Genomic DNA, 22,126 nt, shown 5'->3' on the forward strand with positions numbered 1-22,126 from the left:
ATCGACGCACCCCCGGCCTCATGGAGGCGACATGACTCTGAGCAGGCTCATGGGTGCATGCCTGGTGCTGTTGACCGGCTGGATCCTGCTGGCACAGGCCGCTGACGGCCCGGAGGCGAACGCGCCCGTCAGGCCCGAGAGCACCACCGTCACGGTTGGCCAGGCCAACGATGTCCCCGTGCCGCGTGTGCTGCCAGCCTGCGCGCCGGGTACGTGCCTGTTTGCGGGTCAGAAGGTGACGGTGATCGCCACCAAGAGCGCGATCAGCGTGGCGCTGCTCGAAGTGAAGCAGGAGTTCGAGGCGGCCACCGGTGCTCAGCTCGACATCGTGCGCTTGGCCGGCGTGGAGCACTACCCGACCATCATCTCGGACATGACCAACCACACCGGCAAGTACGACGCGTCGATCGCCGCTGCCTGGTGGGTCGGCGACATGGTGGCTGGCGGGCACCTGCTGTCGTATGAGAAGTTCTACAACGACCCGCGATTTCCGAAGTGGGACATCGACGACGTACTGCCCGGCCCGCGCACCCTGCTGTCCTACGGCGGCAAGAAGTACATGGTCGCCTACGACCACGACGGCCAGGTGCTGTACTACCGTCGCGACTTGCTGAACCACCCGCGGCACCAGGCGGCGTTCAGGCAGAAGTACGGCTACCCGCTGGCGGTGCCGCAGACCTGGGCGCAGTTGCGCGACGCGGTCGAGTACTTCAACGGCCAGGACATGAATGGCGACGGCACGCCGGATCACGGCATCGTGCTGGCGCTGCAGCCGGGCAGCCAGGGCATGTTCAATTACATGACGCTGTCGGCCTCCTTCGTCATCGGCCCCACCAATGCGCGGCTGTACTGGTTCGACCCGCAGACGATGGAGCCGCTGATCAAGAGCCCCGGCCACGTGCGCGCCCTCGAGTTGTTCGTTGAACTGGTGAAGTTCGGCCCGCGCGAGATGCTGACCTGGAACCATGGCCGTKGCTGGGACCATTTCCTGGCGGGCCGCGCGGCGTTTGCGCTCACCTGGGGCGACCTCGGCGCGCTGGCTCAGCAACAGGGCAGCAAGGTCAGGGGCAAGACTGGCGCTGCGCCGGCGCCCGGAACGCACGCGTACTACGACATCGCGCGGGGCAAATGGACCAGCACCGCAGGCGTCAACCAGGTCGGCAACACCAGCGGTGCCTCCTGGGCCGGCGTGATTTCCAAGTATTCGAAGGTGCCCGAGGCCGCGTACTTCCTGCTGGCGCTGCTGGCGGCGAAGGAGAAGTCGCAGGTCTATGCGGCGCGGGGCTGGGACGGCGTCGATCCGGGGCGCAAATCCCAGATGCTGCCGCCTGAAGGCACGGGCAGCCTGGCGCCGTATCTGCGAGCGAACTGGGACCCGGCCGACGTCCGCGACTATCTCAGCGCGTTCGAACGTACCTTCAGCAACAAGCAGCAGATCCCCTACCTGCGAATCCCTGGAACCTACAGCTATGTGCTGGCGCTGGATCTGCGCCTCATGCAGGCGGCGGCCGGTCAATTGAGTCCGGCAGAAGCGCTCGAGGCCGCTGCCGTCGATTTCGAAGAGATCACGATCCGGCTCGGCCGCGAGCGGCAACGAGAGGCGTATCGAACTTCACTGGGCTATTGATCACGGGCATGCGCTGGAATTTCCGGGTAGCGTCACTGGGCATCGGCACCAAGCTGACCGTCGGCGTCGGGGTCCTCGTCGGGCTGACGCTGCTGGTGGTGGCACTCGCCATCCTGGCGGGCCGCAACGCCAGCCGGGACATCGAAATCAGCGAAGGCCTGCGGGCGCCGGCCTCGCGGGCGTCGGCCCAGGCGCAGGAGGCGCTGCTGAGCATGCAGCTGCACCTGCGCGGCTTCCTGGTGCTCTCTGACCGCGAAGACATTGGCCACTACCACGCGGCACGCGGGGCGTTCGAGAGCGCGCTGACATCGCTGGAGGAATTGGCCGACGGCTGGGAGGAGGGCGAGCGCAAGCAGGTGCAGGCCTTGAACGAGCGTTACGCGCGCTGGAAACGCCTGCCGCCACAGCTGTTCGAGCTGCACGAGGACACCTTGCGCAACCGGCCGGCGCTGCGACTGTCGAGCATGGACGTGCAGGCGCAGCGGGTGCGTGTGCTGGCCGAGACCGAGGCCATGATCAAGTTGCAGAATTCGCGCCCTGCCGACGCGGTGAACCGCGAAGTGCTGGCGGAGATGCTCACCTTCCAGAGTTCGTTCGATGTGCTGGCCACCAACGTGATGGCGTTCGGCGCCTCGGGCGAAGGCAACTTCAGGCTGACGTACAGCTCGCAGCTGGTCACCAATGCCGCCTTGTGGGACGGGCTCTACGCCCGTCGCCCCTTGCTCACGGCTGCGCAGCGCGCCCACCTGGACCGCATCGCGGCGGCGCGGGCCGCGCTGACCGAGCTGACCCTGCGCATCCGCACGATCCAGGACAGCGCGCGTGCCTACGAGGACCTCTACCTGTATCGGACCGAGGTCGTGCCGCAGGCGCAAGGGCTTCTCGACCTGCTGCACCAGATCACCGCCGAGCAGCAGGCGCAACTGCAGACCGAGCTGTCGCGGGCCCGGGACAGCCTGGCCCGATCGCGTGCCCAGACGGCTGTCGGTGGCCTGGCTGCGCTGGCATTCGGTGCAGCCTTGGCGTTCCTGCTTCGGCGCAGCATCGTCGGGCCGGTGCAGCGCCTGACCCAGGTGGCGGCACGGATCGCCGCTGGCGACCTCACCGCCCAGGCGCCCGTCGAAGCGCGCGACGAGACCGGCATGCTGGCCACCAGCTTCAATTCGATGACGGCCCGCCTGGCCCACACGATTGCCGACCTCGAAGCCGCGTACAGCGAAGCGCAGCAGGCCAAGAACGTCGCCGAGCTTGCCAACCAGGCCAAGAGCAGCTTCCTGGCCAACATGAGCCATGAAATCCGCACGCCGATGAACGCGATCCTGGGCATGTCCCACCTGGCGCTGCAAAGCGGCCTCAACCCGCAGCAGCACAACTACATCCAGAAGGCGCATGCGGCGGCGGAATCGCTGCTAGTCATCATCAACGACATCCTCGACTTCTCCAAGATCGAGGCCGGCAAGCTCGACATCGAAACGATCCCGTTCAGCCTTGGCGACGTGCTGGACAACCTGAGCAATGTGGTGGGCCTGAAGGCCGACGAGAAGGGCCTGGAGCTGCTGCTGGACTTGCCGCTCGCGGTCCCCCGGGCGCTGGTGGGCGACCCGTCGCGCCTGGGCCAGGTGTTGCTCAACCTGGGAAACAACGCCGTCAAGTTCAGCGACAGTGGCGAGGTCATCGTCGCCGTGAAGATGGTGGAGCGGGACGGCGAATCGGCCCGGCTGCGCTTCACCGTGGGTGATTCCGGCATCGGCATGAGCSCYGARCARCTGCARCGCCTGTTCCAGCCCTTCWCGCAGGCSGAYGCCTCGACSAGCCGGCGCTAYGGCGGCACCGGSCTCGGGCTGGCGATCAGCCGCCACCTGGTGMAMCTGATGGGCGGCGAGCTCACCGTCGAGAGCGAGCTGGGCCGCGGCAGCCGTCTGCACTTCGAGCTGCATTTCGGGTTGCAGCCCGGCGCTGCGGACGCAGCCATGGACACCAGCCTGCGCGGCACGCGTGTGCTGGTCGTCGACGACAACGCCGCCGCGCGCGAGCTGCTCGCGACGATGTGCGGCACGCTGGGCCTGCAGGTCGATACCGCCGCCGGCGGCGAAGAAGCCCTGCACCGGGTGATGCAGGCCGACGCGGGCGACGCACCCTTCCAATTGCTGCTGCTCGACTGGAAGATGCCGGGCATGGACGGCGTGGCCTGCGCGCAGGCGCTGGCCCAGCAGACCGAGCTGCGCCACCCGGCACCCCTGGTCATGCTGGCCACGGCCTTCAGCCGCGAAGAGGTGAGGCAGCGCCTGGCCGAGCACAAGCTGCGGGCCGGCGCGCTGCTGACCAAGCCGGTCACGCCCTCGACCTTGCTGGATGCCTGCGCTGCCGCACTCGGACGCTCGCTTGCCGTCCCCACGCGCAATGCGCGGCGCGAAGAAGCCCAACTCGACCATCGAAAGGCGCTGGCCGGCGCCCATGTGCTGCTGGTGGAGGACAACGCGATCAACCAGGAACTGGCCGTCGACCTGCTCAGCCGCGCCGGTATCGTCGTCAGCGTCGCCGGCAATGGCGAGGAAGCGCTGCGCAAGCTGGCCAGCGAGTGTTTTGATGCGGTGCTCATGGACTGCCAGATGCCCGTCATGGACGGTTATGCAGCGACGCGGGCGTTGCGCCAGCAGCCGGCGCTGCAGGCGCTGCCCGTGATCGCCATGACCGCCAATGCGATGGTCGGCGATCGTGAAGCCGTCATCGCGGCGGGCATGAACGACCACATCGCCAAACCGATCAAGGTCGATGAGATGTTCGCCACCCTCGCGAAATGGGTCAAGCCGAGCGGGTTGGTGGTGGTGGGCAACGACAGCAGCGCCGACGCATTGCAGGCGCTGAACGGCATCGACACGCATTGCGGTTTGGCCAATGTCGGCGGCAACGGCGTCCTGTACCGCCGTGTGCTGAGCATGTTCCGCGACCGCGAGGCCGATTTCGCGCAGCGTTTCAACGCCGCACGCCGTGCAGGCGATGCCGACGCCGCCATGCGTGCCGCGCACGACCTCAAGGGCCTGTCCGGAACGCTCGGCATGCATGCGGTGCAGGCCGCTGCCGCTGCGTTGGAGCGGGGGTGCCTGCATGGCGCGCGCGACGCCGAGGTGGACGCCATGGTGCACGACGTGGCGAGCCACCTCGGCAAGGTCGTCGACGAGCTCCGGGCCGTCGAGAGCGAGACCGCGCAGGCCGCGTGATCGTCATTGCCAGGCTGCGGYGACGCCTTCAGTGAATCCGGCCACCGATGGCCCACGTAGGACAAGCAAGCGAATGTCATACGCGGGCAATGCTGGTGCCCGAAGATGCGTCGCCTGGCCTGCGCCCGCCTCGGTCCCTTCGTCATCACGCCCGTGCCACCCACCCTGTCATCACTGCTCCATCGAACGCGTGCTGCCGTCCTGGTGCTGCTGCTCGTCGTGTTGCCGCTCCAGGGTATGGTGCAACTCGTTGCGGGCCTCCAAGGTCACAGGCATGTGCATATCGGCACGGCGACTCGGCATGACGCCGTGCTGGCGGGCCTGACCCAGCCACTGCGCGCCCTGCTGGACCATCTGCACGCCGCACAGGACCCGCGGCTGCAGGGCTCCAAGCGCTCTCAGGTGCTGAGCAAGGGGCATGGCGCGGAAATGCACGAGCATGGGGGTGTCTTTCACAATCACTCCCAGCACGACGCCGACGTGCTCGAGGTCGGCGATCCGGCTGACGACACCGCCCAGGTCGGTGTGACGGCCTTCCTCGCCTGGCTGCCGGCCGGCTTGACCTTGCCGGTGGGCGAGGGCGGCGATCACCCTGCCGCGACCTACCTCGATTGGCGCGACCGTGTCGTCGCGCCGCCGTTGACCCCTCCTCGCGGCTGATCGACAGGCGCCTTCGCGTGCCATGGCGCTTGCTGCGCCAATCCGATCCCCTGACTTCCGCCCGTCCTGACCGGACCCAGCGGTGCCTGCGCGCGCAGGCTTGCCGAGAGCTCCCATGTCCAAACATTGCCGCTTCCAGCCGACGCTGCTGGCCGCCGCCTGCCTGCTCGCCGCCTCCGCAGCCCGGGCCGAACCCTCAGCCGTGCTTGAAAAGGTCGAGATCACCGGCCGCCATTACGACAACGCCATCGGCAGCACCGATGCCGCGTCGCAGGGCACCATCCGCGCCGAGCTGCTGAAGAGCCGCCCCGCGCTGCGACCGGGCGAGGTGCTGGAGTTCGTGCCCGGCCTCATCGTCACGCAGCACTCGGGCGACGGCAAGGCCAACCAGTACTTCCTGCGCGGCTTCAACCTTGACCATGGCACCGACTTCGCCACCACCGTCAACGGCCTGCCGGTCAACATGCCGTCCCACGGCCACGGCCAGGGCTATTCGGACCTGAACTTCCTGATTCCCGAACTGGTGGACCGCATCGAGTACCGCAAGGGCCCGTACTTTGCGAAGAACGGCGACTTCGCCGCCGCCGGCTCGGCCGACATCGCCTACCGCAACACGCTGGACGAAAGCTTCGCCGCATTGACGCTGGGCCAGCGCCAGTTCCAGCGCTTTGTCGGCGCCGGCTTTACGCACCTGGGCGACATGCATCTGCTGGGCGCCATCGAGGTGCAGCACAACGACGGGCCGTGGCAGTTGCCCGAACACCTGCGCAAGACAAACGGTGTGCTGATTCTTTCGGGTGGCACGCGCGCCGAGGGCTGGAGCACGAGCCTGATGACCTATGACGCCCGGTGGACCTCGACCGACCAGGTGCCCGAGCGTCTCATCACAGCCGGCAGCTTCAACGGCCAGCCCTTCGGCCGCTTCGATGCCATCGACAAGAGCGACGGCGGCGAGACGCGCCGCAGCAGCCTGTCCGGTGAATGGCATCGCAATACCGGCACAGAGGCCACCAACGTCGCGGCCTATGCGATGAACTACCGGCTCAAGCTCTTCTCCAACTTCACCTACGCGCTGGAGCGCCCCGATGACGGCGACCAGTTCCTGCAGCAGGACAAGCGCAGCGTCTACGGCGTGAACGCCAGCCACGCCGTCGACCACCGCCTGGGCGACCTGCCGGCCCGCAGCGAGATCGGCCTGCAGCTGCGCCATGACCGCATCCGCGTCGGCCTTTACGACACCGTGGAGCGCCGCATCACCGCAACGACGCGCGACGACGAGGTGCGCGAGACCGAGCTTGGCGTCTACGGCCAGACCTCGGTCGAGCTGACGCCCTGGCTGCGCGGCGTCGTCGGCCTGCGCGCGGACGAGGCGCGCTTCAAGGTGCATAGCTACAGCAACGCCGCCAACTCCGGCAGCGCCTCGGCCCACCTGCTGTCGCCCAAGTTCTCGCTGATCGCCGGGCCGTGGGCCAAGACGGAGTTCTTCTTCAACGCGGGCCGCGGCTTTCACAGCAATGACGCGCGTGGCACGACGGCCACCACCAACCCCAAGACCGGCGACGCGGTCGACAAGGTGCCGGGTCTTGTCGCGGCGCGCGGCCTGGAGCTGGGTGCACGGACCGAATGGGTGCCGGGCTTGCAGAGTTCGGTCGCGATCTGGAAGCTGGACTTCGACTCCGAACTCGTCTATGTGGGCGACGCGGGCGCGACCGAGGCCACCCGGCCCAGCAAACGTCATGGGCTTGAGTGGAACAACCGCTATGTCCCTGTGCCCTGGTTGCTCATCGACGCCGACCTGGCCTGGACGCGTGCCCGTTTTGCCGATTTCGACCCCGCGGGCAACCGCATTCCCAATGCCGTCGACAAGGTCGGATCGATCGCCGTCACGCTGCGCGACCTTGGTCCCTGGTCGGCCAGCCTGCAGTGGCGTTACCTCGGCTCGGGCTCGCTGGTCGAGGACAACAGCGTGCGCTCTCGATCGTCACTGACGACCAACCTGCGACTCAGCCGCAAGCTGTGGGAGAAGGCCGAGCTGACGGTGGACGTGTTCAACCTGATGGACCGCAAGCTCAACGACATCGAGTACTTCTACGAGTCGCAACTGCCCGGCGAGGCGGCGGCCGTGGCCGACCGTCACGTCCACCCGGCCGAGCCGCGCACGGTGCGGGTGACGCTGAAGATGGGGTTCTGAAGAGACGACGCTTTTGCACGCGGCCCGGCCCGGGCAATGCACTGGAGTCATGCGCCTTCTGAAAGCACGAATGCCGGATCGGTATTCATGCTGGCCCGTTTCTCGCATCTACTCGCGCTGGTTTCTTTACAACCAGAGGAGAACCCTGCATGCAACCCATGACCTTCGGCCTGCGCGCCGCCTGCGCCGCGCTGCTGGCGGCCAGCGCCTTCGCCGGCTTGCCGGCGCTGGCCCAGACCGCCAAACCCACCGTGGTGATCGTCGCCACCGGCGGCACCATCGCCGGTGCTGGCGCCTCGGCGTTGAACAGCGCCACCTACCAGGCCGCCAAGGTGCCGGTGGACAAGCTGATCGCCGGTGTGCCCGAACTGGCCAGCGTGGCCAACGTGCGCGGCGAGCAAGCCTTCCAGATCGCCTCCGAGAGCTTCACCAACGACAAGCTGGTGACGCTGGGCAAGCGCGTTTCCGCGCTGCTGAAGGACCCGGAAGTGGGCGGTGTGGTCGTCACCCACGGCACCGACACGCTGGAAGAGACCGCCTTCTTCCTGAACCTGGTGATCAAGAGCGACAAGCCSATCGTSGTGGTCGGCTCGATGCGGCCGGGCASCGCGATGTCSGCCGACGGCAYSCTGAACCTGTACAACGCGGTGGTGGTGGCGGCTTCGCCCAGCGCCAAGGGCAAGGGCGTGCTGATCACCATGGCCGACGACATCCTGTCCGGCCGTGACGCAGCCAAGCGCGTGAACATCAAGACCAGCGCCTTTGGCAGCCAATGGGGTTCGCTGGGCATGGTGGTCGAGGGCAAGACCTTCTGGTTCCGCAGCCTGGCCAAGCGCCACACCGTCAACTCCGAGTTCGACATCGACACCATCGACGCGCTGCCGGACGTGTCCATCGTCTACGGCTCGGGCAGCATGAACATGGCGCTGTACGACGCGGCGGCCACGCCGGGCGTCAAGGCCATCATCAACGCCGGCACGGGCAATGGCTCGGTGCCCAACTACGCGGTGGACAAGCTCAAGTCCATCCGCGACAAGGGCGTGCTGGTCATCCGCTCCAGCCGCGTGGCTGACGGCATCGTGCTGCGCAACGCCGAGCAGCCCGACGACAAGTACGACTGGGTGGTGGCCCACGACCTGAACCCCCAGAAGGCCAAGATCCTGGCCGCCGTGGCCCTCACCAAGCCGCAGACCACCGCTGAGCTGCAGCGGATCTTCTGGGAATATTGATCTAGCGGAGCGTGCCGAGAGCTTCGCGGCTGACGGCACCGTTGTGGCGTGCCTGCCGGTGCCGCGCCAAGCTACCCAAGCGATCCGACGCCTGGGGTGTCACCAGGGCGGTGACTCACTGAGCGCGTCYTCAGGCACTTTCGCCGGCAGAGAGGCGATGGCGGGCGCGGGCGCTGAGGCGGGCGCACCGGCCGCGGCGAAGTCGTGCTCGCCGCCCAGGCCTTCGATCAGCGCCGGGATCAGCCGGCCCAGTTCCCCTGTGGCCAGGGCCGCGTCGGCATCGAAGGCTTCGTCGCCGCTGGCCTCGGGCCGGCCTTCAAAGGCCAGGTCCAGGAAGCTGATCTTCTTGATCGCGAAGCCCTCGGTCAGCGTGAAGGCGACGCGGTCGTTCCAGCTCAGGGCCAGGCGGGTCGGCATCTTGCCGCTGGTCAGGTGGGCGCGGACCTCGTCAATGTCCAGCGGGTGGCGGGCATAGCGCACGACGGGCTTCTCGTCGTCGCTGCCTTTGAGCTCGCACTCGCGCTCGATCTGGAATCCCTCGGGCGTCACACCGTCCAGCAGCCAGGCGGCCATGCAGGCGGCGGGGCTCTCGGCCGTTTGCACGAGCTGCAGCGACAGGCCGTCGGCGGCCTGGATCAACAGCGTGACGACCTCATCGGCGCGGCTGGCGGAGCCGGCATCGACGAACAGCAGGCGCTGCTCCGGCGCGATCCAGACGCGCGTGGCCGAGGTCTTGGTGAAGGCGCGCGGCAGCAGTTCGTGCGTGGCCTGCTCCTTCATGTCCTTCTTGGCCTTCTTGCCGGGTTTGCGGCCGGTCTGGGCCTCGATCTGCTCGGCGAGCTCGTCGATGCGCTCCTGCACGACGGAGGAGGGCAGCAGGCGCTGCTCGCGCTTGAGCTTGAGCAGCCAGTGGCCGTCGATGACTTCGACCAGGGGTGCGTGCTCGACGTCCCGCGGCGGGGCCCAGCCGACGGCCAGGGGCTGCGTCGGGGCGCAGGACAGGAAGGGTTCCTTGGCCAGCTTGTCGGCCAGCTGGGTGGCGTCGGGCTGCCAGCCCTCGCCGATGCGGTAGACGATGAGGTTCTTGAACATGGGCTCGATACAAACAAGAAGCCCGCCAGCGGCGGGCTTCGCAAATAGGCAGCGATCAGGCCGCGATTGTCTCAGGTCGCGCGGCGGCGCCGGCGAGGGGTGGGTCAGGCCAGGTGCGGTTCGTCCATGACCTGGCGCAGCAGCTTCTCGAACACCTCGACCGATTGGCCGCCCTGGATCAGGTGGCGCTGGTTGACGATGACGGCCGGCACGGCATGGATGCCCTGGGCATGCACTTCGGCCTCGGCGGCAGCCACCTCTTCGGCGTAGCGCTTGCCCGCCAACAGCTCGCGCGCCTCGGCCTCGGGCAGGCCGGCGGCGGTGGCCAGGCTCAGCAGCACTTCATGATTGGATACATCACGGCCATCGGTGAAATAGGCCTTCAGCATCGCCACCTTCAGCGTGCGCTGCACGGCGCCGCCAAAGGCTTCGTCCGCCCAGTGCAGCAGGCGGTGGGCGTCGCGCGTGTTGTAGATGCGGCCGCGCGCCTCCATGCGGAACTCGAAGCCCAGCGCCGCACCGCGCTCACGGATCGCCTGTCGCGTGCCGGCCAGCGCCGCGGGGCTGGCACCGTATTTTTCGGCCAGATGCTCCTCGATGTCCTGGCCTTCGGGCTTCATGCCAGGGTTGAGCTCGAAGGGGTGGAAGTGCAGGTCCAGTTCCAGCCCGGGGATGCGGGCCGCCGCCGCTTCCAGCGAATACAGGCCGATGGCACACCAAGGGCAGACGATGTCGGAAATGAAGTCGATACGCATGGGTGGCATTTTCGCGGGCATCGAGATGCCCCTCAGGTTTGCAGGCTTGACCGAGGTGTGACCGGCTTTTGCGCTAGCGTTGCCGGGTTTGCATCCTGGAACGCCTGCATGACCGATCTGACAACGACCGACTACATCCCGCCCCAGGTCTGGACCTGGGACAAGGCCAGCGGCGGCCAGTTCGCCAGCATCAATCGCCCCATCGCCGGCGCCACCCATGACAAGGCGCGGCCCGTTGGCCGCCATCCGCTGCAGCTGTATTCCCTGGGCACGCCCAATGGCGTCAAGGTCACCGTGATGCTGGAGGAACTGCTGGCGCTGGGCCACACTGGCGCCGAGTACGACGCCTGGCTGGTGCGCATCAACGAGGGCGAACAGTTCGGTAGCGGCTTTGTCGAGGCCAATCCCAATTCCAAGATTCCGGCCCTGGTGGACCACAGCGGGCCAGAACCGGTGCGGGTGTTCGAGTCGGGCGCCATCCTTGTCTACCTTTCCGAAAAGTTCGGTGGCGCCTTCTTGCCCGAAGGTGGCGCGGCGCGCGCCGAGGCGCTGAGCTGGCTGTTCTGGCAGATGGGCAGCGCGCCCTTCCTGGGCGGCGGCTTCGGGCACTTCTACGCCTATGCGCCCACCAAGCAGGAGTACCCCATCGACCGCTATGCCATGGAGGTCAAGCGCCAGCTCGATGTGCTGAACCGCCGGCTGGCTGAAGCGCCGTATCTGGCGGGCGAGGCCTACAGCATCGCCGACATGGCCATCTGGCCCTGGTATGGCGCGCTCGCCAAGGGGCAGCTCTACGGCGCGGGTGAGTTCCTGTCGGTGCACGAGTACAGCCATGTCATCCGCTGGGCTGACGAGGTCGCCCAGCGCCCGGCCGTCAAGCGCGGCCGCAAGGTCAACCGCACCTGGGGCGAACCCAACAGCCAGCTGCACGAGCGCCACGAGGCCAGCGACTTCGATACCAAGACGCAAGACAAGCTGGCGGCACCATGATCACCCTCTACGACTGCGCCACCGCGCCCAGCCCGCGCCGCGCGCGCATCCTGTTGGCCGAGAAGGGGGCGCCGCACGAAACGGTGCAGGTCGACCTGCGCAATGGCGAGCAGATGGGCGAGGCGTTCCGGCGCATCAACCCGCAGTGCACGGTGCCGGCGCTGGTGACGGAGGAGGGCGCCGTGCTGACTGACAACGCCGCGATTGCGGCCTACATCGAGGCGCGTTTCCCCGAGCCGCCGCTGCTCGGCCGCAGCCCGCTCGACAAGGCCGAGATCGCGGGCTGGCAGTGGCGCGTCGAGTTCGAGGGCCTGCTGGCGATTGCCGAGGCATTCCGCAACAGCAGCCCGGCCATGGCCAACCGCGCGCTGGCGGGGCCAGTGGACTACGCGCAGATCCCGGCGCTGGCCGAGCGCGGGCTGGCTCGGGTGCAGGCCTTCTTCGCAATGCTGGATGCGCATCTGGCGGAGCGCGACTTCATCGCCGCTGGCCAGTTCAGCATTGCCGACATCACGGCCGTTGTGGCGGTGGACTTTGCGCGGGTCGTGAAGGTCAGGCCCGGTGACGAGCATCCCCATCTGCGGCGCTGGCGAGCGGCGATGGAGATGAGAGGCACGATGGCGTAGGCCATCGATCACCGTCAGACATTGAAAGGCAGCACCATGGGAGCGGACGCATTCATCGCCTTCTACGGCATCAAGTTCGGGCTTGACCCTGATGACGAGGAGGGGCTTGACGCCTGCGATACGGGCAGCGATGTCCGTTGCCAGAAGGCGAGGTCGGTCGGGCTGGAAACCTACACGGGACGCATGACAGACGGTGAAGACTACTTCCTGTACATCGGCACAAGGCTGGCCTCACTGGGCATCGAGCATGATCAGTACGTGACGCAATCCGTCGAGCAGCTCTCTTCTCTCGCCGCTAACGTCAAGGCCAAGCTGAGGGCGGCGGACTTTCCACAGTCGCCCGAGCTTCACTTCCAGTTCATCGGTCAGTACTAGCCACGCGGGGGGGGGTACCATCCGTCAGTCCGCATTGCGGCAACTGATGGGGTCGTGCATGTCAACTGGACCGCAACGCATCGAAGCGGTCCTGGCACGTCAGCTCGCAGAGGGCGCCAGTGCGGCGGTGATTGCCGACGCATCCTGTGAGGTCTGGCGCCGGATCGACGCCGCCTTGTCACCCATCGTCGGGCGCCATGGCGTCGCAGCGCTGCTCAAGCGCAGCCTGCACCTCACGCGAACCGCTCATCCTGCGCTGGCCGTCGCTGCAAATGCGGATGCCCGCCCCGGCGATTTCCGTGCATTGCGCGCGGTCCTGGCGGGTCAGGCCAGCGCCGAAGCCGCCGCGCTGAATGCCGCGTTGCTGGGTACCTTCTACGACCTCCTGTCCAGCCTGATCGGCGCCACGCTCACGGAGCGGCTGCTGGATCCCGTATGGGCACCCCCTTCCACCGACGCGCCCGCACAGGACTCCCAGACATGATCACCGCCAAAGCAACCATCAACCGCCTGGCCACGGGCGTGCAGGGCTTGGACCAGGTGCTGGGCGGTGGCCTGCCGGAGTTCTCCTTCAACATCATTGCCGGCCCGCCGGGCTGCGGGAAGACAACGTTGGCGCACCAGATGATGTTCGCGCTGGCCACGCCCGAACGACCGGCGCTGTACTTCACCGTGCTTGGCGAACCGCCGCTGAAGATGCTGCGCTACATGCAGCAGTTCGAGTTTTTCGACAGCGACGAGGTCAACCGTTCGATCTACTTCATCAACCTGGCCGACGACACCGCCGCCGGGGATCTGGACAAGGTGCTCGAAAAGATCGTTGCTGCTGTCGAGCAGCATCGCCCCGGCCTGGTCTTCGTCGACTCCTTCCGATCGGTCATGCTGGCCAGCCAGGGCAACGGCAACAGCTACATCACCTTGCAGCATTTCGTCCAACAGCTCGGCATGTTGATGACCAGCTGGCAGGCAACCACCTTCCTGATCGGCGAGTACTTCACCGACGCCGATCCGAACCCGGTCTTCACCGTCGCCGATGGTCTGATCTGGCTGCGCCAGAGCACCAAGCGCAACTCTGTCGTGCGCAATATGGAAGTCATGAAGTTGCGTGGTCAGGCGACTTCGCCCGGCCTGCACACCTTCCGCATCGGTTCTGACGGCATCACCGTCTTTCCGCCCGTGCTGCAGTCGTTTCCGCCCGTCAATGCGGGCGCTGAAACAGGCGGGCGGCTCAGCATCGGCGTGCCCGACCTTGACGCCTTGATGGGCGGCGGCCTGCCACGCGGCTACTCACTGCTGGTGGCGGGGCCCTCGGGTTCGGGCAAGACCATCCTGGCCTCGGCCTTTCTTGCAGAAGGCGCACGGCGCGGCGAGACGGGCGTCATCGCCTCCTTCGAGCAGGGCTCAAGTCTCTCGCGCACGCCGGCGGTGGCCGAGCTGGTCGGGAGCGGCCGCGTCGGGCTTGTGGACACGCAGGCGGCCGGCATGTCGGTCGACGAACTGTCGATTTTGCTGATCGCGGAGATCCAACGCCTGGGCGCGAGCCGCGTGGTCATCGATTCGCTGTCGGGCTTCGAGCTGGCGCTCGCGCCAACCTTCCGCGAGGATTTCCGCGAGTCGCTCGCGCGCATGGTCACCGCACTGGCCAGCACCGGCGCCACGCTGTTGATGACGTCGGAGCTGGAAGACCGCTATGACGACCTGCGCTTCAGTCCCTATGGCACGGCCTTCCTGACCGACGCCATCATCGTGCAGCGGTATATCGAGGTGGACAGCCGCCTGCAACGCGTGCTGGCCGTCGTCAAGGTCCGCGCCAGCGCGCACTCCAACGAGCTGCGCCTGTTCCACGTCAACGACGAGGGCATCCAGATCGGCGCAATGCTGGAGGGCTATGAAGGCCAGCTGGCCGGCCGGCCAACCCGCCGGGCAGGGGCTCCGGCGCCTCCTGCGTCATTTCGAGCACCGAAGCCGCCGTGAGCGACGACGCCCATCCGCCGCGGGCGCCACCTGCCCAAGCACAGCAGCCTGACGAAGACGTCGGTGCCATCCGTGCGGAGCTCCTGCGCCTGCGGCAAGACCTGGAACAGGTGCAGCAGCAGTTCAGCGCCACGCAGGCCGCGCAACTGCGGGACGCGAACGAGCAACTCGTGCTGGCGGTGATGCAAGCCGAGGCGATTGCCGAGGCGGCGACGGACAAGTTGATGGCGATGACGCGCATCACCCAGCGCGATGCCCTGACCGACACGCCCAATCGCGCGCTGATGCTGGACCGGCTGCAGACGGCGTTGTCGATGGCCAAGCGCCGGCACACACGCAGTGCGGTGCTGTTTGTCGACATCGATCGTTTCAAGCACATCAACGACAACTTCGGCCATCTGATCGGCGACGAGGCGCTCAAGCTGGTCGCCCTGAATCTTGGGATGGCCGTGCGCGATTCGGACACCGTCAGTCGCCACAGCGGTGACGAGTTCCTGGTGCTCCTCGCCGAGATCTCGAAAGCCGGTGACGCCGCCCAGATCGCGCTGAAGATGCTGCACGGGATTGCTGCCATCCGCATCGACAGCCTGCCCGCGTTCAGGGTCAGTGCCAGCGTCGGCATCGCGATCTACCCCGATGACGGTCGTACGGCCATGCAGCTGATCGACAAGGCCGATTCGGCCATGTACCGCGCCAAGAAGATGGGCGGTGCCATGTTCCAGTTCCACGGCGCGGAGGACGTGCCTGACAGCGGGCACTTGCCGGACTTCGGCGACACGCACGGTCTGGGGACGCAGCCTGTGCCGCTGGATGCAACGCCCAGCCCGGATCCCCACCGTCATGCTTTGCGTGACGCCAACGAGCAATTGCTTCTGTCAGCGCTCGCATCCAGGGTATCGGCGGAGCGGGCCACGGGCGCGCATCAGCAGCACGTCATCCATTTGGCGATGGTCGCGCACGAATTGCGCAGCCCACTCGCACCACTGAGCAATGCCGCGGAATTGCTGAGCCGATCCCGCGGTGATGAAAGCCGGCATGCGTGGCTGCAGGAGGTCATCAAGCGGCAGGTCGCGCACATGACCCGCATCGTCAACGACTTGCTGGATGGGTCTCGCGCCGAGACGGGCAAGTTCCATCTGGTTTGCGGCAATGTTGACTTGGTGGAGATCCTTGGCGAGGTGGCCCAGGCCTGCCAACCGGCGATGGACGAGAAGCATCAGCGCCTGCGCGTTTCTCTTCCACAAGGCCCGCTGAACGTGCATGGCGATCCCGTGCGGCTCGAGCAAGTTTTTCGGAATCTGCTCGACAACGCGGTCAAGTACACGCGTGACCGGGGCCACATCGCCCTCACGGCTGCCGTGATCGATCGCGTGATCTCGGTCACCGTGTCGGACAACGGCATCGGCATCGTGGCCGAGGCGCTGCCGCATGTATTCGACTTGTTCGTGCAAAACGAGCATGCGATGGCCATGCACCACGGCGGCCTAGGTATTGGCCTGGCGGTGGTGCGCGAGCTCGTAGAGGCCCATGGCGGCACAGTGGTGGCCGTCAGCGCGGGCCATGACAAGGGCAGCGAGTTCATCGTCAAGCTGCCCCTGGCCGCGCTTGCCACGCCTTGAGTGGGGACGCAAGGCCGGCATACAGCAGGCGGCCTCGATGGCGGAGCTGCCCGCAGCGTTCAGGCGAGTTTGCGGTCGCTGGGCCGCGCCAGGTAGAACCACTCGGTTCCCGGCGCGGACTTGGTGTTCGGGAACACGATGCGCCCCTCGCTCGGTGCCAGCACGGCCTCGCCGCTGGCGCGGGTGCCGATGCGCTGGCCCTTCGCGATGGCGTCGAAGCTGGCCCAGCCCTGCTCGAACTGGTCGCCCTCGGCCTCGCGGTCGATGACGTCGTAGAGCTGCAGCAGCTCAGGCGCCTGAGTGGGGCGGTGTGGCTCGACGGCGCTTGCGTCCAGCATGCCCAGGAACACCAGTGAGCGCAGGATGGCCATGCGCGCGACCTCGGGGCCGTTCGGGTCCAGATGCTGGCCGCATTCCAGCGTGATGGCCCAGCCGCCGGTGGAGCGCATGTATTCGGTGGTGCCGACGCCGTAGTGCGGGTCGGAGATCAGCGAGGCGCGGCGTGAGCCGTCGTGCTCGCGCTGCTGGCGGCGCTGCAGGCCCAGGGCATAGGTCGACAGCCAACCCTCGACGATGCGGCCCACGCCCAGGCGCGCGGCCAGCGCCGATTCGGTCGCCTCCTGAGAGAAGGGCTCCAGCTCGCCGCTGTTGTTGCGCGGGCCGATCATCGCGAAGGCCGGGCCCTGGCCCTGGAAGCTGTGCAGATCCAGGATGCCGTCGTGCTGTGCGATCAAGGCACAGAGCTGGCGGGCGATGCGGTCCTCGAAATCGTGCGCGATGACCGGCGGGCGCAGGTTGCGGTTGAGGTTGCGGTCGCCTTCGCGGCGGTTCAGCTGGTGGGCCAGCGGGTTGACGATGGGCACCAGGGTCAGCGTGCCGCGCAGCAGTGTCAGCTCGCCGGCATCGAGCTGGCGAATGATCTCGGCCATGGCTTTGGTGCCATGGATTTCGTTGCCATGCACAGCGCCGGTGACGAGGAAACGCGGGCCAGGTTGCAGGCCGGCGAACTGGTGGACACGGATGTGGGTGGGCTGGTTCATGACTGGAGCAGGGCGGAAGACAGGGCCTTGTCGGCGGAGAAGACGCGGCGCGGCAGTTCGGCGGCGGGCTGGCCGGCGCGGTAGGCAACGAGGCGATAGAGGGTGGCGAAAGCGAAGTCGGGCGGCTCCTCGCCGGCGCCCAGCACCAACTCGCCACCGCGGCGCACGGCGTCGGCCAGGAAGGCGGGCAGGCGCAGGTGATACGGGTTGCGCTCGATCTCGCCGGTGTGGCGCTCCAGCGCGGCGATGAGGCGGGCGGTGTCGGCGATATTGGTCTGCACCAGCGCATTGGGTGCCGACTGCGTGGACCAGAACTCGGTGTGGGCCAGCACCGCGTCCAGGCGTGCGGCGGCCAGCGCTTCGGCGACGAGACGGTAGACGCCGCGGTGGCTGGGGTTGTCGTCCAGCGCATGCGGTGCCAGCACAAGGGCCGGGCGATGCCGGGCCAGCAGCGCGGCGATGGTGTCGACATGGGCCCGCCACAGCTGCGGCTCGCGTTCGGCCGTGTCGGCGCGCACGTCCGACAGGCCGCCCTCGCCAACGCGGATGCAGTCGAAGCCGAGCACGCCGCAGGCGTCCTGCAACTCGGTCCAGCGCGACTCGCGGCGCTCGGGATTGCTGCCCAGAGTCACGGCGACATTGCCGACCCGCCAGCCGGCCTCCTGCTGAAGCCGCAACGGCAGGGCGCCGACGATGCATTCATCGTCGGGGTGGGGCGCGAAGATCAGGCAATGGCCGGGGCTTGGCTCGCGGCCGGGTGCGGTCACGCGGTCGGGCGGGTTGCCCAACAGCTCGGCAAAGCGGGAAAGGTGCTCACGCCAGCGCGCGAGATCGGCATCCAGGGACATGCCGGCATCCTACAGAGAGTAGGAGCCAGCGAGGCCGTGAGCGTGGCCCGCGTTGGGTCTGGCGTGGGGGCAGGCAAGGCGCGAGGAGGCCGCGGGCTCGCGCCCACAACGACGAGCAACGCCGCATGCGCCCACGCCAGACCCAACCCGGAGGGCCGGGGCGATTTGCGGCACCCGGCGGCGTTGCCGGCTCCTTGCGTGGCGCCCGCCACGCGGCGTCACCTGCGCCTTGCCGGCCACCGCAACTCGCCCCGGCGCGGGCCGCGCTCACGGCCTCGCTGGCTCCTTGGCCGGCCATGTCGCCAGCAGCACACCCAATAAGGCCAGGCCATAGGCCAGGGCCTGAAGGGCGGAGATGGATTCACCGAGAGCCAGGCCGATCAGCGCCGTGCTGATCGGCAGAAAGACCATGAAGACCCCCGCCTTGGCCGCCGGCAACCCTTTCAGGCCAGCCATCCACAGCCAGACGGTGATGACGCTGGCCGTGGCGGCGTAGTAGCCCAGCAGCGCCCAGTCCAGCACGCGCGGCGCGCCGAAATCGAAGCTCAGGGCCTGCCAGATGGCCAGTGGCGCGACGAGCACCAGGCCCCAGAGGTTGATCAGGGCGCTGATGCGCTTCGGGCCCAGGCCGGCGGTCAGCTTCTTGCCGATGACGACATAGCAGCCCTCGCAGAACACGGCCGCGAGCAGCAGCAGCGCGCCCACCGGCGTCGTCTCAGCGCCGCCACCCTGTTTGCCGCTGGCCACCAGCGCAATGCCGCCGACCGCGCAGGCGATGCCGGCCAGCACGCGGCCGCCCAAGCGCTCGCGCAGGAAGGCCCAGCTCAGCAGCGCGACGGCCGCCGGGATGCCGGCCATGATGACGCCAGCGACCACGGCCGAACTCTGCCGCAGGCCAAACAGCATGCAGATGGAGAACAGGAAGTTGCCGAGGAAGGATTCGAGGAAGAGCAGCCAGCGCGAACGCGCATCCAGCGGCGCTTCGTGGGCGGGCTTCTTCAGCCAGGGCAGCATCAGCACGGCCGCGAAGCCGAAGCGCAGGCCGGCGAGCAGGAAGATGGGAAAGGCCGCCACCAGTAGCTTGGACAGGCCGACATAGCTGCCGACCAGGCTGGTGCTAGCTGCCAGCAGCGCGTAGGCGCGCCAGGGGACGGGATGCATTTGCTATTGGCTTTCGGGCCGAGCGCCGGGCCGCTCCCTAGCCGGCCCGCTTTGGCGATGTGCTTGCGGCTCAATGCCGCAAGCATCGCCGTCCCCGCGGGGGACCGACCAGGCCTGCCGGCGTTCAGCCGGCGCAAGACTGGGCGAGGGGCTCATTCAACCGTGAAGGCCAGGAACTGCGTGAACTGCGCGGGATTGAAGTTGTTGTCGGACACCAGGATCAGCGTGCGCTTGCCTTCCAGCATCGGACCGAACGTGATGCCTTCGATGTTGTCCAGGGCCAGCACGCTGCCGTCGTCGTTCTTCAGCGACGACAGGTCCAGCAGCATGGTGCGCTTGACGGGCACGACCTCGTGGCTCTTGATGCTGGACCAACCCGAGACATCGGTCGCGCCGCGCGTGTCGATCAGGTAGAGCTTGATGGTGTTGCTGGTGGGCTGCTTGGTCAGCGCCGCGATGCCCGGCGTCACGGCGCCGACGGCGAAGGCGCGCTCGATGACGATGAACTCATGGGCCGACAGGGCCAGCATGTCGGGCACGCCGTTGGTGGCGAAATCGCCCTGGCGCGCCGGCGGGAAGGGCACCGGGCCGACGTCGTAGATGTATTCGGCGCCGGCCTTGCCGCTGTCCAGGTCGAAGGACAGCATGCGCGCGCGGCTGCCGCGGCCCACGGCCGTGGGCAGGCTGTCCTGGGCCAGGCCGTTCTCGCTCATCGTCCACAGCGTCTTGCCGTCGGGCGTGATGGCGATACTCTCGAAGGCGAGGTTGTTGTAGACGCCCACGTCGCCGGGCGTGATGCCGCCGGCGCTGCCCAGCGGGTTGTAGTAGCCCGGTACCGGGAATTCGCCGGCCGGCTTGCCGTCGGGGCTCATGCGGCGCACGGTCGGGTTCTGCAAGGAGCTGGAGACGCGCTGGCCCTCGTTGGCCCAGTAGATGAGGTTGCGCTTGGCGTCCAGGCGCAGGCTCTCGGGGTCGACCTGGTTGCGGCCAAAGGGCTGGCCGTCGAGGTCGAGAATGGTGGTCATGCTGACCCAGGCCACGCCGGCCTCACCGGGGTTGGCGCTGCGGCGGAACTTGGACAGGTCCAGGCTCAGCTCGTAGTAGCGCGCCGGCGCGCGGTCGCTGCGGTCATCGCAGATGGCCAGGTAGCGGCCGGTGGCGGGCACATAGTCGATGCTGGACAGGCCACCGACCGGCACCCCGCGGAAGCTCGCACTCGTCGGCACGATCTGCTGGCCGATGTAGTTCAGGGTCTGTGCGTGGGCGGACCCTGCAAGCAGCAGGGCGAGTAGCCATTTCATTGGGAAAACTCCAGGGCGGGGCCGCGGCGCCGGTACTGCCGCCACGGGGCGCGGATTATGCGGCGCGACGCAGGGCGCCTCTGAGCGTGTCGACGATGCGTTCGATGTGGCCACTCTCGATGATGAGCGGCGGCGACAGCGCCACGGTGTCACCGGTCGTGCGGATCAGCAGGCCCTTGTCCCAGCAGTCCAGGAAGACGTTGAAGGCGCGCTTGGCCGGCTGGCCGTCCAGCGGCTTCAACTCGATGCCGCCGACCAGGCCGATATTGCGCACGTCGATGACATTGGGCTCCTCGCGTAGCGAGTGCAGCGCCTTGGCGAACTCGCCTTCCATGCGCGCGGCGCGGGTCAGCAGGTCGTCGTCGGCGTAGGTGTCCAGCGTGGCGATGCCGGCGGCGCAGGCCAGCGGGTGGGCCGAGTAGGTGTAGCCGTGGAAGAACTCGATCAGGTGCTCGGGCCCGGTCATGAAGGCATCGTGGATCTTCTGCTGCGCGAACACCGCGCCCATGGGCACGCAGCCGTTGGTGATGCCCTTGGCCACCGTCATCAGGTCGGGCGTGACGCCAAAGGTCTGGGCAGCAAACGGCTTGCCGGTGCGGCCGAAGCCGGTGATGACCTCGTCGAAGATCAGCAGGATGCCGTGCTTGTCGCAGATCTCGCGCAGGCGCTGCAGATAGCCCTGGGGCGGCAGCAGCACACCGGTGGAGCCAGCCACCGGCTCGACGATGACGGCGGCAATCGTCGACGCGTCATGCAGGGCGACCAGGCGCTCCAGGTCCTCGGCGAACTCGGCGCCATGCGGCGGGATGCCGACCGAGAAGGCGTTGCGCGCCGGGTCGTGGGTGTGGCGGATGTGGTCGACGCCGGCCAGCAGGCTGCCGAACATCTTGCGGTTGGCCACCATGCCGCCCACCGAGATGCCTCCGAAGTTGACGCCGTGATAGCCGCGCTCGCGGCCGATCAGGCGGGTGCGGGCGCCTTCGCCGCGCACGCGGTGGTAGGCGATGGCCATCTTCAGCGCGGTGTCCACCGACTCGGAGCCCGAGTTGGTGAAGAACACGCGGTTCATGCCCGCGGGCGCGATGGCCGCCAGGCGCTCGGCCAGCTCGAAGGCCTTGGGGTGGCCCATCTGGAAGGGCGGTGCGAAGTCCAGCTCCGCGGCCTGCTCCTGGATGGCCTTGACGATCTTGGCGCGGTTGTGGCCCGCGTTGACGCACCACAGGCCGGCGATGCCATCGAGGATCTCGCGACCCTTGTCGTCGCGGAAATACATGCCGTCGGCCTGCGTCAGCAGGCGCGGCGCCTGCTTGAACTGCCGGTTGGCCGTGAAGGGCATCCAATAGGCGTCAAGCTTTGAAACGTCTGCGCTCATGCGGGGCTCCTTGAGGGATCCCAAAGTCTAAAAGCTAATTTGACGGGG

18 protein-coding genes are annotated in these 22,126 nt (G+C 67.6%); 11 read left to right on the plus strand and 7 right to left on the minus strand.

Annotation, left to right across the window (positions count from 1 at the left end; translation table 11 throughout):
- Nucleotides 1-49: 49 nt before the first annotated feature.
- The 5 genes from ACXJKM_RS24305 to ACXJKM_RS24325 all read left to right on the plus strand — a co-directional run bounded on the left by ACXJKM_RS24305 (nucleotide 50) and on the right by ACXJKM_RS24325 (nucleotide 8,925).
- The gene (locus ACXJKM_RS24305) at nucleotides 50-1,627 is read left to right on the plus strand and encodes an ABC transporter substrate-binding protein (protein ID WP_457355811.1); all 1,578 of its coding nucleotides are present in this window, start codon (nucleotides 50-52) and stop codon (nucleotides 1,625-1,627) included.
- 8 nt (nucleotides 1,628-1,635) lie between these two features.
- The gene (locus ACXJKM_RS24310; RefSeq protein WP_457355813.1) at nucleotides 1,636-4,845 is read left to right on the plus strand and encodes a response regulator; all 3,210 of its coding nucleotides are present in this window, start codon (nucleotides 1,636-1,638) and stop codon (nucleotides 4,843-4,845) included.
- A 105-nt stretch (nucleotides 4,846-4,950) separates the two neighbouring features.
- The gene (locus ACXJKM_RS24315) at nucleotides 4,951-5,505 is read left to right on the plus strand and encodes a hypothetical protein (RefSeq protein WP_457355815.1); all 555 of its coding nucleotides are present in this window, start codon (nucleotides 4,951-4,953) and stop codon (nucleotides 5,503-5,505) included.
- A 115-nt stretch (nucleotides 5,506-5,620) separates the two neighbouring features.
- Complete coding sequence (locus ACXJKM_RS24320) at nucleotides 5,621-7,696, plus strand: TonB-dependent receptor (RefSeq protein ID WP_457355817.1); 2,076 nt, start codon at nucleotides 5,621-5,623, stop codon at nucleotides 7,694-7,696.
- A 158-nt stretch (nucleotides 7,697-7,854) separates the two neighbouring features.
- A complete protein-coding gene (locus tag ACXJKM_RS24325) occupies nucleotides 7,855-8,925 on the plus strand; it encodes a type II asparaginase (protein WP_457355854.1) in 1,071 nt (356 codons plus the stop codon).
- A gap of 99 nt (nucleotides 8,926-9,024) precedes the next feature.
- Here ACXJKM_RS24325 and ACXJKM_RS24330 read toward each other — a convergent pair whose 3' ends face one another.
- Together ACXJKM_RS24330 and ACXJKM_RS24335 are read right to left on the minus strand one after the other, a co-directional pair.
- The gene (locus ACXJKM_RS24330) at nucleotides 9,025-10,017 is read right to left on the minus strand and encodes a recombination-associated protein RdgC (RefSeq protein ID WP_457355818.1); all 993 of its coding nucleotides are present in this window, start codon (nucleotides 10,015-10,017) and stop codon (nucleotides 9,025-9,027) included.
- Nucleotides 10,018-10,121: 104 nt separating this feature from the next.
- Nucleotides 10,122-10,772 carry a DsbA family oxidoreductase gene (locus tag ACXJKM_RS24335; RefSeq protein ID WP_457355820.1) on the minus strand — a complete coding sequence of 217 codons (651 nt, stop codon included), beginning with the start codon at nucleotides 10,770-10,772 and terminating at the stop codon, nucleotides 10,122-10,124.
- Nucleotides 10,773-10,880: 108 nt separating this feature from the next.
- Here ACXJKM_RS24335 and yghU point away from each other — a divergent pair, with 108 nt between their 5' ends.
- The 6 genes from yghU to ACXJKM_RS24365 are packed head-to-tail and all read left to right on the plus strand — an operon-like array spanning nucleotide 10,881 to nucleotide 16,356.
- Nucleotides 10,881-11,762 (plus strand): glutathione-dependent disulfide-bond oxidoreductase, encoded by an 882-nt coding sequence (gene yghU / locus ACXJKM_RS24340; RefSeq protein WP_457355822.1) that lies wholly within the window; start codon nucleotides 10,881-10,883, stop codon nucleotides 11,760-11,762.
- Nucleotides 11,759-12,388, plus strand: coding sequence for a glutathione S-transferase family protein (locus ACXJKM_RS24345; protein ID WP_457355824.1), 630 nt, complete (start codon nucleotides 11,759-11,761; stop codon nucleotides 12,386-12,388). Before yghU ends, ACXJKM_RS24345 begins: the two co-directional genes overlap by 4 nt.
- Before the next feature lie 36 nt (nucleotides 12,389-12,424).
- Nucleotides 12,425-12,763, plus strand: coding sequence for a hypothetical protein (locus ACXJKM_RS24350; protein ID WP_457355826.1), 339 nt, complete (start codon nucleotides 12,425-12,427; stop codon nucleotides 12,761-12,763).
- Between the two features lie 34 nt (nucleotides 12,764-12,797).
- Complete coding sequence (locus ACXJKM_RS24355) at nucleotides 12,798-13,247, plus strand: hypothetical protein (protein ID WP_457355828.1); 450 nt, start codon at nucleotides 12,798-12,800, stop codon at nucleotides 13,245-13,247.
- Nucleotides 13,244-14,737 (plus strand): RAD55 family ATPase, encoded by a 1,494-nt coding sequence (locus ACXJKM_RS24360; protein WP_457355830.1) that lies wholly within the window; start codon nucleotides 13,244-13,246, stop codon nucleotides 14,735-14,737. Before ACXJKM_RS24355 ends, ACXJKM_RS24360 begins: the two co-directional genes overlap by 4 nt.
- Nucleotides 14,734-16,356: a diguanylate cyclase domain-containing protein gene (locus ACXJKM_RS24365; RefSeq protein ID WP_457355832.1), complete on the plus strand. Its 1,623-nt coding sequence runs from the start codon at nucleotides 14,734-14,736 to the stop codon at nucleotides 16,354-16,356. The genes ACXJKM_RS24360 and ACXJKM_RS24365 overlap by 4 nt, the downstream gene beginning before the upstream one ends.
- Nucleotides 16,357-16,415: 59 nt before the next feature.
- Here the strand turns inward: ACXJKM_RS24365 and ACXJKM_RS24370 are convergent, their stop codons facing one another.
- From ACXJKM_RS24370 to ACXJKM_RS24390, 5 genes are all read right to left on the minus strand, one after another.
- A complete protein-coding gene (locus ACXJKM_RS24370) occupies nucleotides 16,416-17,396 on the minus strand; it encodes a succinylglutamate desuccinylase/aspartoacylase family protein (protein WP_457355834.1) in 981 nt (326 codons plus the stop codon).
- Complete coding sequence (locus ACXJKM_RS24375; RefSeq protein WP_457355836.1) at nucleotides 17,393-18,244, minus strand: PIG-L deacetylase family protein; 852 nt, start codon at nucleotides 18,242-18,244, stop codon at nucleotides 17,393-17,395. Before ACXJKM_RS24375 ends, ACXJKM_RS24370 begins: the two co-directional genes overlap by 4 nt.
- Nucleotides 18,245-18,511: 267 nt before the next feature.
- On the minus strand, nucleotides 18,512-19,405 hold the full coding sequence (locus tag ACXJKM_RS24380; RefSeq protein ID WP_056196784.1) for a DMT family transporter: 894 nt from the start codon (nucleotides 19,403-19,405) through the stop codon (nucleotides 18,512-18,514).
- A gap of 152 nt (nucleotides 19,406-19,557) precedes the next feature.
- Nucleotides 19,558-20,706, minus strand: coding sequence for an esterase-like activity of phytase family protein (locus ACXJKM_RS24385; protein ID WP_457355837.1), 1,149 nt, complete (start codon nucleotides 20,704-20,706; stop codon nucleotides 19,558-19,560).
- A 55-nt stretch (nucleotides 20,707-20,761) separates the two neighbouring features.
- Nucleotides 20,762-22,078 (minus strand): aminotransferase class III-fold pyridoxal phosphate-dependent enzyme, encoded by a 1,317-nt coding sequence (locus ACXJKM_RS24390; protein WP_457355839.1) that lies wholly within the window; start codon nucleotides 22,076-22,078, stop codon nucleotides 20,762-20,764.
- Nucleotides 22,079-22,126 lie beyond the last annotated feature (48 nt).

It is taken from the genome of Roseateles sp. P5_D6 (genome assembly GCF_054049415.1).